Annotated in this window: 11 protein-coding genes; 10 read left to right on the forward strand and 1 reads right to left on the reverse strand. The window is 44.1% G+C overall.

Features of this window, described 5'->3' with window-relative positions; genetic code table 11:
- Positions 1-35: 35 nt before the first annotated feature.
- Positions 36-2,111: a GH92 family glycosyl hydrolase gene (locus tag PCY07_RS09405; RefSeq protein WP_301356557.1), complete on the reverse strand. Its 2,076-nt coding sequence runs from the start codon at positions 2,109-2,111 to the stop codon at positions 36-38.
- Between the two features lie 215 nt (positions 2,112-2,326).
- Between PCY07_RS09405 and PCY07_RS09410 the strand changes: the two genes are divergently transcribed.
- From PCY07_RS09410 to PCY07_RS09455, 10 genes are all read left to right on the forward strand, one after another.
- The gene (locus tag PCY07_RS09410; RefSeq protein WP_301356556.1) at positions 2,327-3,607 is read left to right on the forward strand and encodes a glycoside hydrolase family 125 protein; all 1,281 of its coding nucleotides are present in this window, start codon (positions 2,327-2,329) and stop codon (positions 3,605-3,607) included.
- 186 nt (positions 3,608-3,793) lie between these two features.
- The gene (locus PCY07_RS09415) at positions 3,794-6,439 is read left to right on the forward strand and encodes an alpha-mannosidase (RefSeq protein WP_301356555.1); all 2,646 of its coding nucleotides are present in this window, start codon (positions 3,794-3,796) and stop codon (positions 6,437-6,439) included.
- Positions 6,440-6,530: 91 nt separating this feature from the next.
- The gene (locus PCY07_RS09420; RefSeq protein WP_301356553.1) at positions 6,531-7,400 is read left to right on the forward strand and encodes an ROK family protein; all 870 of its coding nucleotides are present in this window, start codon (positions 6,531-6,533) and stop codon (positions 7,398-7,400) included.
- Positions 7,394-9,274 carry a beta-N-acetylhexosaminidase gene (locus PCY07_RS09425; RefSeq protein ID WP_301356552.1) on the forward strand — a complete coding sequence of 627 codons (1,881 nt, stop codon included), beginning with the start codon at positions 7,394-7,396 and terminating at the stop codon, positions 9,272-9,274. The genes PCY07_RS09420 and PCY07_RS09425 overlap by 7 nt, the downstream gene beginning before the upstream one ends.
- A 227-nt stretch (positions 9,275-9,501) precedes the next feature.
- Positions 9,502-10,431, forward strand: coding sequence for a sugar ABC transporter permease (locus PCY07_RS09430; RefSeq protein ID WP_003019179.1), 930 nt, complete (start codon positions 9,502-9,504; stop codon positions 10,429-10,431).
- Positions 10,432-10,444: 13 nt separating this feature from the next.
- Positions 10,445-11,377, forward strand: a complete 933-nt coding sequence (locus tag PCY07_RS09435) for a carbohydrate ABC transporter permease (protein ID WP_003004100.1) — start codon at positions 10,445-10,447, stop codon at positions 11,375-11,377.
- A 79-nt stretch (positions 11,378-11,456) separates the two neighbouring features.
- Entirely contained in the window at positions 11,457-12,938 is a 1,482-nt protein-coding gene (locus PCY07_RS09440; RefSeq protein ID WP_301356551.1) for an ABC transporter substrate-binding protein, read from the forward strand.
- A gap of 170 nt (positions 12,939-13,108) precedes the next feature.
- Positions 13,109-13,720, forward strand: coding sequence for a DUF624 domain-containing protein (locus PCY07_RS09445; protein WP_301356550.1), 612 nt, complete (start codon positions 13,109-13,111; stop codon positions 13,718-13,720).
- A gap of 2 nt (positions 13,721-13,722) precedes the next feature.
- Positions 13,723-15,369 carry a sensor histidine kinase gene (locus tag PCY07_RS09450; protein ID WP_301356549.1) on the forward strand — a complete coding sequence of 549 codons (1,647 nt, stop codon included), beginning with the start codon at positions 13,723-13,725 and terminating at the stop codon, positions 15,367-15,369.
- Positions 15,370-15,379: 10 nt separating this feature from the next.
- On the forward strand, positions 15,380-16,432 hold the full coding sequence (locus PCY07_RS09455) for a response regulator (RefSeq protein ID WP_301356547.1): 1,053 nt from the start codon (positions 15,380-15,382) through the stop codon (positions 16,430-16,432).
- Positions 16,433-16,537 lie beyond the last annotated feature (105 nt).

The raw sequence follows: 16,537 nt of genomic DNA on the forward strand, positions 1-16,537 counted from the left end.
AACGAATTACCGATTTCTGTCCCACTCTCTTTTTCTTATGCATGTGGTGGGAGCCAAGAAAGCTCAAATTGGAGCAATTGGGCTTCAAGGAGATCTTGATGGGAAACCTCTTGTTTCTCTTTGCCATCTAATAGGGCTTTTTGGATGAAATAGGCGCCTGCAGTATGTGAGTTGGCGCAAATTTTGAGCTCTTGCTTGGGAAGATGGAGAAGGACTTCTTTAAAGAGAGGGAGGCCCAGATCATAGATTGGTTTTCCTGGACAGGTTGGATAGAGCCCAAGGGTTGACCAGAGGTACCAAGCAGATAGACTACCATTGTCCTCATCACCTGGATAGGCTTGGAAATCTTGATGGAAAGCTTGGGAACGGATCTGGTGGATCAGGAGATTGGTGTATTCGGGATGAAGGCTGTGACGGAAGAGGTAGGGAATGTGAAAACTCGGCTGATTGGAGATGGCAATCTGCCCAAATGGGGCTTGGGCCATTTCACTCATTTCGTGGATTTCATAGCCATATCCTCTTACATCAAATTGAGGTTTTTGATTGGCCAGATCCAGCAGTCGTTGGGTGAAGGCTTTTTTACCGCCCATTAGCTCTATCAGGCCGGAGAGATCGTGTAAGGCTCCAAAAGTAGCCTGGGTTGCAGAGCATTCTGCATAATCTCCTCCCCAGCTGGTAGGAGAGAAGGGTTCTTTAAAGGTTCCATTGGTGGATCGTGCTCTCATAAAGCCTGTTTGGGCATCATACAATGTTCGGTAGGAGAGGCTGGAAGCAGCATAGTGAGCGGCTGTTTCTGTATGCCCCAATTGCTTGGCAACGGTAGCAATGCAAAAATCACTATAGGCATAATCTAGGCTATGGCTCACACTTTCGTGAAAATCATCGGGTAGGTAGCCAAGGGCCTTGTAGCTTTCATTGCCATGGCGACCAAAATGTTGAGTGGGGTCTGTTTTTTGGGCCGTCTGGAGCATAGCTGTCAGCATGTTTTCATGTAGGTCTGGTGCGATCCCTTTGGTGACAGCATCCGCAAAGACCCCATCGATGAGGGTACCTGGCATCATCCCTCGTTCATCTGGGGCCAACCATTTTGGTAGAAAACCAGTATCCTGGTAAGTATTTAAAAATCCTTCGAGAAAGTGACGGTAGTAATCAGGGTAGACAAGGTTAAAGAGCGGAAAAGAGGTCCGAAAGAGGTCCCAAAATCCGATATTGGTATAAGCTTTTCCTGGTTTGATTTCATTATGGGTGACATCCAGGTGCCAGTCATTTCCCGTGCTATCTGTTTCATAAAAGGTTTGAGGGAAAAGGAGGAGTCGGTAAAGGCAATGATCGAAAAAGGCTTGGTCACGCCCTCCGGCATCTTTTACTTCAATTCGTTTTAGTAGCTGATTCCATTGATCGGCTGCTTCTTTTTTAGCTTCCTCTAGGGAAAGGTTGGGAAGATGGCTGTGAGCCATGTCTTGAGACAGATAAGAAGTTCCTAATTGGACGGTCACTTCATTGCTAGAAAAGGTAAGAAAAAGATCTTGATCGATGTGAGTGACATTCTCGATCGGCTGGCTAAATTGCCACTGGAGATAGAAAGAGTAGGAAGTATCTGAGGTATGGGCCTGATCCAGAATGCGGAAGTGGCAGGTTTGGTCTGTAAGGCTCAAGTCCTCTAGTTCCTTTGCTGCATGAAAGCAGAGTGTCAGCTTTTCTGGTGCTCGAAAGCGCATGACAGCCCCGTAGCAGCTTGGAACCAGCTCGCTTTGAATCTGATAACGTTCCGAAAAAATTCGAAGGTAGTGGGGCTGGAAAATAGCTTCTTTCATCGAATAACTGCTTTGGAGACGGAAGAGGTCGGAACTTGCAATATCTCCTGTGATGGGCGTGATGAGGCACCAAGTGTAGTCTCCTATCCAAGGACTAGGCTGGTGAGTGAGACGAAATCCCTGAAAAATAGGGAGATTGGGGTTGAAAAACCAAGCCCCCTGTTCATGTGTCGTCTGGGGAAGGAAGTAGTTCATCCCAAAAGGGACTCCGGTATAAGGAAGGGTATTTCCGCGGGAATAGTGGGGATGATTATCGCTTCCCCAGCGGGTATCGATGGTCTGGCAATGTGTGCGCATCTTGTCTCCTTTTTCTTCATCAACGTTAAATGATCTTTGTTTTTCTTGGAACACGCGGTGGTATTTTCTTCATTGTATCAAAGTGTTGTCAAATATGATAGCGTTTTTATCAAATGGAAAATTTTGTAGAAAAAGGGCTATAGTTTGCGTATGTATTTCCCATTTGAAATCTTTTATACTGAATAGGAAAGAATCGATACGTGTGAGGAAAATAAATGACCTATTCAAAAGAAATTGTGCGAGAATGGTTGGATCAGGTGGCTGAGCGAGCTAAGGAGTACCCTGAGTGGGTGGATGTCTTTGAACGTTGTTATACAGACACTTTGGATAATACAGTTGAAATTTTAGAAGACGGTTCAACCTTTGTGTTAACAGGGGATATCCCAGCTATGTGGTTGCGTGACTCAACGGCTCAATTGAGGCCTTATCTTCATGTGGCTAAAAGAGATCCCCAATTGCGCCAGACCATTGCTGGTTTGGTCAAACGTCAGATGACCTTGATTCTCAAGGATCCTTATGCCAACTCTTTTAATATTGAGGAGAACTGGAAGGGTCACCACGAGACCGACCATACCGATTTGAATGGCTGGATTTGGGAGCGCAAGTATGAAGTGGATTCGCTTTGCTATCCCTTGCAACTGGCTTATCTTCTTTGGAAGGAAACTGGTGAGACTAGCCAATTTGATGAAACCTTTGTCACAGCGACCAAGGAAATCCTTCATCTCTGGACAGTGGAACAAGACCACAAGAATTCCCCTTATCGCTTTGTTCGGGATACAGATCGTAAGGAAGACACGCTGGTGAATGACGGCTTTGGGCCAGATTTCGCCGTGACAGGGATGACCTGGTCAGCCTTTCGTCCAAGTGATGACTGCTGTCAGTATAGCTACTTGATTCCGTCCAATATGTTCGCAGTGGTTGTCTTGGGTTATGTGCAAGAAATCTTTGCAGACTTGAATCTAGCCGATAGTGAAAGCATCATTGCAGATGCCAAACGCCTGCAAGCGGAGATTCAAGAAGGGATCGAAAACTACGCCTACACCACTAACAGCAAGGGCGAGAAGATCTATGCTTTTGAAGTAGACGGTTTGGGAAATGCTAGCATCATGGATGATCCAAACGTGCCAAGCTTGTTGGCAGCTCCTTATCTGGGCTACTGCGCCATTGACGATGAGGTCTACCAAGCTACTCGTCGGACGATTTTGAGCCCTGAAAATCCCTACTTCTATGAAGGGAAGTACGCAAGTGGACTAGGTAGTTCTCATACCTTCTACCGCTATATCTGGCCGATTGCTTTATCCATTCAAGGATTGACAACGACAGATAAAGCTGAGAAAAAACAGTTGCTGGACCAGTTGGTTGCCTGCGATGGAGGCACGGGCGTCATGCACGAAAGTTTCCATGTAGATGATCCAACTAAATACTCGCGTGAATGGTTCTCTTGGGCCAACATGATGTTCTGTGAATTAGTCTTGGATTACTTGGATATTCGCTAATACTCTTCGAAAATCAAATTCAAACCACGTCAGCTTCGCCTTGCCGTACTCAAGTACAGCCTGCGGCTAGCTTCCTAGTTTGCTCTTTGATTTTCATTGAGTATAAGGAGCACGCTTTAGCTTCACTGATTCTTGTAAAGAATCACAAATAGATCTTTAAATTTAAGTTAGAATGAGGTTTTACTCATGGAAAATGTTGTTGTACATATCATCTCTCATAGCCACTGGGATCGTGAGTGGTATCTACCTTTTGAAAGCCACCGGATGCAATTGGTGGAACTGTTTGACAATCTCTTTGATCTTTTTGAAAATGATCCTGAGTTCAAAAGTTTCCACTTGGATGGCCAAACCATTGTCCTTGACGACTATTTAGAAATTCGCCCTGAAAACCGTGAAAAGGTGCAGCGTTATATCGACGAGGGCAAGCTCAAGATTGGTCCCTTCTACATCTTGCAGGATGACTACTTGATCTCCAGCGAAGCCAATGTCCGCAATACCTTGATCGGACAGGCTGAATGCGCTAAATGGGGCAAATCTACTCAGATTGGTTATTTCCCGGATACCTTTGGAAATATGGGACAAGCTCCTCAAATCCTTCAAAAATCAGGCATTCACGTAGCAGCTTTTGGGCGTGGTGTCAAACCAATCGGCTTTGACAACCAAGTCCTCGAAGATGAGCAATTTACCTCTCAATTTTCTGAAATGTACTGGCAAGGGGCGGATGGTAGCCGTGTGCTGGGTATTCTCTTTGCCAACTGGTACAGTAACGGGAACGAAATTCCAGTGGATAAAGATGAATCTTTGGCTTTCTGGAAACAAAAATTGGCAGATGTTCGCGACTATGCCTCAACCAACCAATGGTTGATGATGAACGGTTGCGACCACCAACCGGTTCAACGAAACTTGAGTGAAGCTATTCGCGTGGCCAACGAACTGTTCCCTGACGTGACCTTTATCCATAGCTCCTTTGATGAATATGTGCAAGCAGTGGAAAGTGCGCTTCCTGAACAATTATCTACGGTTACTGGAGAATTGACCAGTCAGGAAACCGATGGTTGGTACACACTGGCAAATACGTCTTCCTCTCGGATTTATCTCAAGCAAGCCTTCCAAGAAAACAGCAACTTACTAGAGCAAGTGGTGGAACCTTTGACCATCATTACTGGTGGGCATAACCATAAGGATCAATTGACCTATGCCTGGAAGACACTCTTACAAAATGCGCCACACGATAGTATTTGTGGATGTAGCGTAGATGATGTTCACCGTGAAATGGAAGTTCGTTTTGCCAAGGTCAATCAAGTCGGAAACTTTGTCAAGACTAACCTTCTGAACGAATGGAAGGGTAAACTAGCAACTCAAAAAGCCCAGAGTGAGCACCTCTTTACGGTCATCAATACTGGCTTGCATAATAAGGTGGATACCGTTAGCACGATTGTCGATGTAGCAGTTTGTCCATTTAAGGAATTGCACCCGACAGAGGGCTTCAAGAAAATGGCCGCTTTGAGCTTGCCAGACTACCACGTAGAAGATTTAGATGGGCATCTTGTAGAAGCAGAGATTGAAGACTTGGGGGCAAGCTTTGGCTATACCCTGCCTAAGGATAAATTCCGCCAACCCTATATTGCGCGTCAAGTGCGCGTGACGGTTCCAGTTCATTTGGCAGCCTTGTCTTGGACAACCTTCCAGCTCTTAGAAGGCAAAGCACCTCATCATGATGGTCTGTTCCAAAATGGGGTGATCGATACGCCATTTGTAACCCTTAGTATCGATGATGGCTTGACCCTCTATGATAAAACGACCAATGAGGCTTATGAGGATTTCCTTCGCTTTGAAGATCGTGGGGATATTGGAAATGAATATATCTACTTCCAACCAAAAGGAACAGAGCCGATCTATGCGGAGTTAACAGCTTATGAGTTTTTGGAAAACAATGCTCGCTATGCCAAAATCTTGCTCAAGCATGACTTGACGATCCCGGTCAGCGCGGATGAACAATTGGATGCGGAGCAAAGAGGCATTATCGAGTTTATGAACCGCAAGGCAAGTCGCTCAGAAGAGCTGACAACCATCCCTCTTGAAACGGAGATGACCATCTTTGTAGATGATCCGCAAATTCGCTTCAAGACGCGCTTCACCAATACTGCCAAGGATCACCGTATCCGTCTCCTGGTCAAGACTCACAATACACGTCCAAGCAATGATTCTGAAAGTATCTATGAGGTGGTCACACGGCCAAATAAACCGGCTGCTTCTTGGGAAAATCCTGAAAATCCCCAACACCAACAAGCCTTCGTCAGCTTGTATGATGACGTCAAAGGGGTAACAGTGGCCAATAAAGGATTACATGAATACGAAATCCTTGGAGACGATACGATAGCTGTAACCCTTCTCCGTGCTTCCGGTGAACTTGGTGACTGGGGCTATTTCCCAACACCAGAAGCACAATGTTTGCGGGACTTTGAGGTTGAATATGCAGTAGAATGCCATCAAGCTCAGGGGCGCTTCTCCGCTTATCGCCGAGCGAAAGCTTTGCAGACACCGATGACCAGCCTTCAAGTTGAAAAACAAGAAGGAAGTGTAGCAGCGTCTGGTAGCTTACTCAAGCATACAGCCTTGACACATCCTCAGGTTTGTCCAACAGCCTTTAAGGTAGCGGAAAATGAAGAAGGTTACATCCTTCGCTATTACAACATGAGCCAAGAAAATGTGCGCGTGTCAGAAGGACAACAAACGGTTGTCGATCTTCTGGAACAACCGTATCCGGTTCATACAGGTTTATTGGCACCGCAAGAAATCCGGACAGAATGGATTAAAAAAGAAGAAGTATAGCTGTTTGCAGCTGAAGAAACAATAAAAGGAAAGGAGGAGCGAAAAAAGTAAGGACCGACTGCTGACTCGCTCCTTTTTACAGGTAAAAGCAATGACCATTGCAACGATTGATATCGGAGGGACTGGGATTAAGTTTGCTAGTCTCACTCCGGATGGAAAGATTTTAGATAAGGCCAGCACCCCAACGCCAAAAACTCTAGAAGATTTGTTGGCTTGGTTGGATCAACGCTTGTCAGAACAGGACTACAGCGGGATTGCCATGAGTGTGCCAGGTGCCGTTCATCAAGAAACCGGGGTGATTGAGGGAATCAGTGCCATTCCTTACATCCATGGTTTTTCATGGTATGAGGCTCTTTCTCATCACCAGCTACCTGTCCATCTAGAAAATGATGCCAACTGTGTTGGACTGAGTGAATTGCTGGCGCATCCTGAGATTGAAAATGCAGCCTGTGTCGTGATTGGTACAGGAATCGGTGGCGCCATGATTATCAATGGCAAGCTTCACCGTGGACGTCATGGTTTGGGCGGTGAGTTTGGCTATATGACAACCATCGAGCCGGCAGAAAAGCTCAACAACTGGTCACAACTCGCTTCTACAGGAAATATGGTTCGCTATGTCATTGAAAAATCTGGTCAGACTGACTGGGACGGCCGCAAGGTGTACCAAGAGGCAGCAACCGGCAATGCCCTTTGCCAGGAAGCCATTGAGCGCATGAACCGTAATCTTGCTCAAGGACTGCTCAATATCCAGTACCTCATTGACCCAGATGTGATTAGTCTAGGCGGCTCTATCAGTCAGAACCCTGATTTTATCAAAGGGGTTCAAAAAGCAGTGGGCGCCTTTGTGGACAGATATGAAGAATATACAATTGCTCCAGTGATTCAAGCTTGCACCTATCAGGCAGATGCCAATCTCTACGGTGCCCTTGTCAACTGGTTACAGGAGGAAAACCAATGGTAAGTTTTACCGGAATCAGCAGTAAACAAGCGCAAGCTTTAGAGTTGCTCCAAAATCACATTTCTCTACCAGATGTAGAAGTGGCAGTCGCTCAGTCTGACCATGCTTCTATTTCTATCAAGGGGGAAAATGGCCACTATCAATTGACCTACCGCAAACCTCACCAACTTTACCGCGCCTTGTCTGTGCTGGCAACAGCTTTAGCAGAAGGGGACAAGGTAGAGATTGAGGAGCAGGCAGCTTATGAAGATTTAGCCTATATGGCGGATTGTTCACGCAATGCCGTGCTCAATGTCGCATCAGCCAAACAGATAATTGAAGTCTTGGCTCTGATGGGCTACTCAACCTTTGAGCTCTATATGGAGGACACCTATCAGATTGAAGGACAACCTTATTTTGGTTATTTCCGTGGGGCTTATTCAGCTGAAGAGTTGCAGGAGATTGAATCCTATGGCCAGCAGTTTGACATGACCTTTGTCCCCTGTATCCAGACCTTGGCCCACTTATCAGCCTTTGTCAAATGGGGTGTCAAAGAAGTCCAGGGACTTCGTGATGTAGAAGATATTCTCCTCATTGGCGAAGAAAAAGTCTATGACCTGATTGACGGCATGTTTGCGACGTTGTCTAAGCTACAAACTCGCAAGGTCAATATCGGGATGGACGAAGCTCACTTGGTTGGTTTAGGGCGTTATCTTATCCTGAACGGTGTGGTGGATCGGAGTCTTCTCATGTGCCAACACTTGGAGCGCGTGCTGAACATTGCAGACAAGTATGGTTTCCATTGCCAGATGTGGAGTGATATGTTCTTCAAGCTCATGTCAGCAGATGGCCAGTACGACCGTGAGGTAGAAATTCCAGAGGAAACGCGTGTATACCTAGACCGTCTCAAAGACCGTGTCACCTTGGTTTATTGGGATTATTATCAGGATAGCGAAGAAAAATACAACCGCAACTTCCGGAATCACCACAAGATTAGCCAGGATATCGCCTTTGCAGGTGGTGCTTGGAAGTGGATTGGTTTTACGCCCCACAATCATTTCAGTCGTCTCATTGCAGTAGAAGCCAATAAAGCCTGCCGTGCCAATCAGATTAAGGAAGTCATTGTGACGGGCTGGGGGGACAATGGTGGTGAAACAGCCCAGTTCTCGATCCTACCGAGCTTGCAAATCTGGGCAGAACTCAGCTACCGCAATGATTTAGAGCGTTTATCTACTCATTTCAAGACCAATACAGGCCTCTCAGTTGAGGACTTTATGCAGCTGGATCTGGCCAACCTCTTGCCAGACCTACCAGGTAATATACATGGTATCAACCCCAACCGCTATGTCTTCTATCAAGATATTCTCTGCCCAATTCTTGACAAGCACATGACTCCTGAACAGGACAAGCCTCACTTTGCCCAGGCAGCTGAGATTCTTTCTGACATTAAAGAAAAAGCTGGTGTTTACGCCTATCTCTTTGAGACCCAGGCTCAGTTGAATGCTATTTTAAGTAGCAAAGTGGATGTAGGTCGACGCATCCGTGAGGCCTATCACGCAGATGATAAAGAGAGCTTGCAACAGATTTCCAGAGAAGAATTACCAAAACTCCGAAGCCAGATTGAAAACTTCCACAAGCTCTTTAGCCAACAATGGCTAAAAGAGAACAAGGTCTTTGGCTTGGATACAGTGGACATCCGTATGGGTGGACTCTTGCAACGCATCAAGCGAGCAGAAAGTCGGATTGAAGACTATCTAGCTGGTTCCATCACATGTATCGATGAACTAGAAGTAGAAATCTTGCCATTCAACGATTTCTACGGGGATCAGGACTTCGCAGCCACAACGGCTAATCAATGGCATACCATTGCGACTGCTTCGACCATTTATACAACGTAAAAAATGCTAAGTTGGATGACAGATATCTCATCCACGGTTGATAGGAGTAGAAGAGGGATTGTACTTACGATCACTCTTTTCTACTCCTTTTTTTAAAGCTATGTCATAAATTTGTAGAATTTTTTCTATAATTAGGAGTTTGAAAATGTAAACGGGCTATCTTATAATAGGTGATGTAAACGCTACCAAAGCGAAAAACACGCTCAATGCTCAAAGGGGGGAGTTAGATGAAAAAGTTTGTAAGGACTCTGAGAGAAAATTTCATTTTTCTTTTAATGGTCTTACCTGGTGCAGCGTGGTTAATCTTATTCTTCTATATTCCGGTTTTTGGGAATATCGTAGCATTTAAGGACTATCATATTACGGGAGAGGGCTTCATCGACAGTGTCATGAAGAGTAAGTGGGTTGGCTTTGACAACTTCAAGTTCCTCTTTAGTTCCAAAGATGCTTACATTATTACAAGAAACACGGTATTGTACAACTTAGGATTTATCTTCTTAGGATTGATTGTTTCCGTAGGGATTGCCATCATCTTTAGTGAGTTGAGATCAAAAAGAGTGGTCAAGGTGCTTCAAACCTCCATGCTCTTCCCATACTTCTTATCATGGGTTATCATCAGCTTCTTCACCGATGCCTTCCTTAATGTGGACAAAGGATTGGTCAACCACATCTTAGCTTCATTTGGTATGAAAGCCATCAATTTCTATTCGGAATTGTGGATCTGGCCAGCGCTTCTCCTCTTCTTAGGAATCTGGAAAGGCTTTGGTTATAGCAGTGTCATGTACTATGCAACCATCATGGGAATCGATCCGACCTTCTATGAAGCAGCGACCGTGGATGGTGCGTCTAAGTGGCAACGCATTCGCAACATCACCATTCCTCAGTTGTCTTCCTTGATTACAGTTTTGACCATTCTTGCAGTCGGAAATATCTTCCGCGCAGACTTCGGTCTTTTCTACCAAATCCCGCATAATGCTGGAGCGCTCTATAGCGTGACCAACGTTATTGATGTTTATGTCTACAACGGTTTGACCAAGTCAGGGGATATCGGGATGACAGCAGCAGCCGGTCTTTACCAATCGGTTGTCGGTTTAATTCTTGTTTTGATCTCAAATATCTTTGCTCGCCGCATTGATAAGAATTCCGCTCTCTTCTAGAAAGGAGGATCGTATGAAAAAATCAACCATTCAAAAAGAAAAAATTGATAATGTCGGGATCCATTCTTTCAGTAAGAAGAGCAACTTCTTCTTTACCTTGTTGTTGACCTTGGTCGGCTTGACCTGTGTGCTTCCCTTCATCTTCGTTGTCATGATCTCTTTGACAGACGAACAAAGTTTGGCAGTCCATGGATTCCAATTCTGGCCAGCAAAATTTGGATTTGATGGTTACCTCTTCTTGGTACAGTTCAAAGACAAAATCTTGCAAGCCCTCTTCATTACCTTGTTTGTGACCATTGTGGGAACAGCATGTAATGTCTTTATCACCACAACTTATGCTTACGCTATCTCACGGAGTACCTTTAAATACCGCAAGTTCTTTACCGTATTTTCACTCCTTAGTATGCTCTTTAGTGCAGGGTTGGTTCCAAGCTACATTGTGACCACTCAACTCTTGCAGTTAGGTGATACCATCGGGGCTTTGATTATCCCAATGTTGCTCAGTCCATTTAACATCATCTTGATGCGGACCTTCTTTAAACGGACCATTCCAGAAGCCATCCTTGAATCCGCTCGGATCGATGGGGCAAGTGAAACACGGATCTTCTTCCAAATCTGCTTGCCATTGTCTCTACCAGGGATTGCGACTATCAGTTTGTTCACTGCTTTAGGGTTCTGGAACGACTGGTTCAACGCCCTCCTCTATATTAAGAGTGACAACCTTTACCCATTGCAATACCTCTTGATGCAAATCCAAAACAATATGGATTACATCGCTAAAAACGTCGGGGTATCTGGCCAATTGGCAGGAGCTGTACAATCCATCCCACGGGAAACGGGACGTATGGCCATGGTGGTTGTGGCAACAGTGCCAATCGCCATTCTTTATCCATTCTTCCAACGCTACTTTGTAAAAGGCTTGACCATCGGTGGTGTGAAAGAATAAAATCGTTCATTGAAAATCAACAGAATTTTCAACATATAACTTAGTCTATAAAGAAAATAACATAAAGGAGATTTTTCTTATGAAAAATTGGAAAAAATACGCGTTAGCATCTGCTAGTGTGATCGCTCTTGGAGCTACTCTTGCTGCTTGTGGAAACCTTACAGGGAACAACAAGAAATCAGCAACAACTGAAGACGGGAAACCAATCATTAAGATGTACCAAATCGGTGACAAACCAGATAACTTGGATACCTTGTTAGAAAATGCCAACAAGATTATTGAAAAGAAAGTCGGCGCAAAATTGGATATCCAATACCTTGGTTGGGGTGACTACGCACAAAAAATGAACGTTATCATCTCATCTGGTGAAAACTATGATATCGCCTTTGCTAATAACTACGTTATCAACGCTCAAAAAGGTGCTTATGCTGACTTGACAGAATTGTACAAGAAAGAAGGGAAAGACCTTTACAAAGCACTTGACCCAGCTTACATCAAAGGGAACACTGTAAACGGTAAGATCTATGCTGTTCCAGTAGCAGCTAACGTTGCATCTTCTCAAAACTTTGCCTTTAACGGACCACTTCTTGAAAAATATGGTATCGACGTTTCAAACGTGAAAGACTATGCTTCTCTTGAACCAGTCTTGAAAGCTATCAAAGAAAAAGATCCAAACGTTGTTCCATTTGCAATGAACAAGAGCTACGGCGGACCTTCAGATGACTTCGACTACGTAGCTGTTGATGGACTTCCATTCGTTGTTGACTTGAAAGGTGACACTACTAAGATCGTTGACCGTTACACCATTCCTCGTTATGTAGAAAACTTGAAGACTCTTCACAAATACTACGAAGCAGGATACATTCCAAAAGACGTAGCAACTAGCGACACTGGTTATGATCTTTCTCAAGATACATGGTTGGTTCGTGAAGAAACAGTAGGACCAGCTGACTACGGTAACAGCTTGCTTACTCGTGTAGCAAACCGTAAGATCGAAATCAAACCATTTACTGAACTTTACAAGAAGAACAACACTACTCAAGTAGCTAACTTTGTTATCTCAAACAACTCTAAGAACAAAGAAAAAGCCATGGAAGTGTTGAACCTCTTGAACACTGATCCAGAACTTTTGAACGGCCTTGTTTATGGACCAGAAGGCAAGAACTGGGAAAAAGTTGCCGGCAAAGAAAACCGTGTCAAAGTCTTGGATGGCTACAACGGAAACACTCACATGTCTGGATGGAACACTGGTAACAACTGGATTCTTTACATCAACGAAAACGTAACAGATGAACAAATTGCACAATCTAAGAAAGATTTGGAAACTGCAAAAGAATCCCCAGCACTTGGCTTCATCTTTAACACAGATAAAGTGAAATCAGAAATCACTGCTCTTACAAATACTTTGAACCAATTTGCAGGTGCGATCAATACTGGTACTGTGGATCCTGAAGTAGAAGTTCCTAAGATGCTTGAAAAATTGAAATCAGAAGGTGCTTACCAAAAAGTACTTGATGAAATGCAAAAACAATACGACGAATTCCTTGCTTCTAAAAAATAAGAACAGGTAGTGCGAAAAGGCTTTGGGGCTGTCTCCAAGGCCTTTTCACTCCTCTATGAAAACAGATCTTGGAAATGAAAATTGAGATTTCAATAGAAGAATGCAAATTTGAGGAAAGCGTTTTATTTTTATGATATAATAGAATGACTAATTGGAAAAGAGGCTGAAACATGGGAAAAATCATTGAGTTCATTTTTACGAGAGTCTATGTTGCTATGCTGGTAACAGGGATTTTTTGGGTTTTGACGATCTGTGGGGGTGTTCTGCTAGGAGTAGGACCAGCCGGCACCACAGTTATGAGCCTCTATGCAGAAAATGGCATGTCTTACAAAGACTATCACTGGTCACGCGCTTGGGAACTCTTCATAGAAAATCTGGTCCCAGCCAATCAAGTCTTTTACACCTTCTTTGCTATTGAAGGGGTTCTCCTCTATGGCATGTATCTCATGATCCAGATTCCTCACTTGAATTTCTTCCAAATTTTGGTTCTCTTGTTTAATCTGGTTTTCCTCTTGGTTGCGCCTCTAGCTTATGCCGTTTATTTGAAATTGCAAGTTCATTTCGATCTCTCTTATGCCAACAGTATCAAGCTCAGTTTGATCGGAATGTTGCTGGACATTCGTCCGGTTCTGAAGCTCATCCTTGGAACCGCGCTACTTGGCGTCATTAGCTACTATATGCCAGCCCTTCTCTTTTTCGTCTTGATCGGTGTATGGCATTTCTTTGTCAATGATATCTTTGACCCTGTCTATCAAAATATCCACGAAAAATTGGTATCCTAACGATGAAAAGAATCTGGTTAAGTACGCTTTTAAAATTTTACGCCTATGTCATGGTGGCCATTTTGACCATCATGGGCCTGGTCGTCGCGGGGATCTCTTGGAAAAACCAGCAAGCTGAAGCAGATCGGATCGCCCAACGGGTTTTGACCGAAGTCGTGACGGATCTCGAGACCTCTTATCAGCGGGTTACACAAGAAGGCCGTAGTCTCGTTGAAAACCCTGCAAAATTAGAAGGAGTTTATCGCTATTTTACCTTGACGCCATCGGAATATGAGACTTGGCGATTGAATGCCCAATTCCCTTCTTATATCCAGTTGTCTCTACATAAGAATATTGATAGCCTCTATTTGAGCAATAAAAACATAGAGGGCATCGATGTCACCTTGTCTGATTACAAGACGGTATTTGTCTCCACACGGCAATCGAAGGGGGGCAAGCAGGTCTCAGCGGACCATTACAAGGCTCCTGTGACAGCTATTCCGGTTCCTTTGACAGACCCGACAACGGGAGCCGGAGTTGGGATTGCTTATATGACCTTGGACCAGGAAATTTTGACGGCAACGATTGATAATGCCAGAGGCGATCTTCCAATCGCAGTGCGGATCTTTACGCCCTTTGGGAAAGAGATGTACCATGAAGGGGATAAGGGACAATCGAAGGATATTAAATGGCAAACCCGTAGCACGATCTATGGCTACAAGGTGGATGTAGCTGTTTCTGAAAGTTATCTGGTCAAAAAGGGTCTAGCTAACCTGACCACTTTTCTCTCTATTGCTTTCCTAATTTTCTTGATCCTTTACTTGTTATTAGGTCAGATTTTCAAAAATTACCGGCGTCAAGTCCTCGATTTGGTCGATACCATGAATCTGATCAGTCAAGGCGATAGTGAACGACGGATTGATACCTCGACCAAGGACCAAGAACTGCTGGTTATTGGTAATATGATCAATACCATGTTAGACAATATGGATAAGAATATTCGGGATATCTACCAGCTACAGCTCAGCCAAAAAGATGCCAATATGCGGGCACTACAAGCCCAGATCAATCCCCACTTCATGTACAATACACTGGAATTTATCCGGATGTACGCCGTCATGCAAGAGCAGGATGAATTGGGCGATATTATCTATGAGTTTAGTAGTCTCTTGCGCAATAATATCTCAGATGAGCGAGTGACGACAGTTGAAAATGAGCTCGAATTTTGCCGCAAATACAGCTACCTCTGTATGGTGCGTTATCCAAAATCGATTGCCTATGGCTTTAAGATCGATCCAGGCTTGGAAAAAATGAAGATTCCAAAATTTACTATCCAGCCTTTGGTTGAGAACTATTTTGCACATGGGGTGGACCACAAACGCAAGGATAATGTGATTAGTGTCAAAGTCTTGCAAGGAGAAGGGCAAGTCATGATCCTGGTTAGTGATAATGGGCGTGGGATGGAAGAAGAACAGCTAGAAAAAATTCAAGAGATACTAGCCAATCGCAATCCACGCTCAGAAATCGAAGAAAAGAGTGGCCGGCAGTCCATCGGAATTGTCAATGTCCATGAACGCATGCTACTCTATTTTGGAGATCGCTACCATATCCATGTCTTCTCCCAACCTCACCATGGAGTGACTTATACGATAACCATTAAAGATGAATAAAGGAGACAGAATGTACAAAGTCTTATTAGTAGACGATGAGTATATGATTACAGAAGGGTTAAAAAAATTAATCCCCTTTGACCACTGGAATATGGAAGTGGTCGCAACTGCTGAAGATGCAGACCAGGCTCTTGATTATGTGCGAGAGCATCCGGTGGATGTGGTGATCACGGATGTCAATATGCCTGGCAAGACCGGACTTCAGATGATTGCAGAGATGAAGGATTTGATGCCAGATGTTGCTTTTATCATTATGTCAGGCTATCAGGATTTTGAATATGTCAAAACAGCCCTCAATTTGCGCGTGGCAGACTACTTGCTCAAACCTGTCAATAAGGTGGAGATGGGCAATATCCTAGAAAAAATTCGGAACCAAATCCAGCAACCAAGCCAAGAGTTGGCCAACCGTTTGATTCACGATGATATCTCTGAGGAAGAGTTTTGTCGGTATATCGCAGACCGGAATTCACTGTGGATTGGGGTTGCTAAGGAGAAAAAAGGTTTTATCAGCTCGTCTTACCAAGTTCTAGGGCAAAATCTTCAACTCTTTATCTCAGATCAAGAAGAAGAAGCCATGATTGAGAAGGCTTTTGAGCCTCCGTATAAGGAGCACTTTCATCAATTTAAGGACCTAGTAGAGCGGAGCCTCTTTTATGGGGCGATCCCTCTCAATCAAGATGAAGAGGTCTTCCATTACTACGAACCGGCCTACCGGGTGATCATGCAAGGAAATATCCAACAGATTCTAGAAGAACTGGACTGGTTAGAAAAAATGATCCTTGAGAAGACACCTAAGGTTTCACTGACCAAGCAGCTCTTTATCCAATTTTTGATGGATGTCTTTCATTTGTTTGAATACCTGCAAGGAGATGATTTGGCCGATGTGGTTAAGAAAGTCCATGATGCTGCCACCTTTAGCGAGATGATTGGCTTTATCCAGGAAGAGTTGTCCCGTTTCTTATCCCACTATCGGATGAATGAAAATGTAGCGAGTGTCCTCCAAGTGATTAGCCGTGATTACCAAAAAGAGCTGTCACTCAATGAACTGCACCCCAAAAGTTAGACAGAAAAATTCTAACTTTTGGGGTGTTTTTATTATGAAACTAACTTATGAAGATAAAGTTCAGATCTATGAACTTAGAAAGCAAAGGCGAAGCTTCAAAGAGCT

Source organism: Streptococcus sp. SP1, assembly GCF_030440005.1.
Lineage (GTDB): Bacteria > Bacillota > Bacilli > Lactobacillales > Streptococcaceae > Streptococcus > Streptococcus parasanguinis.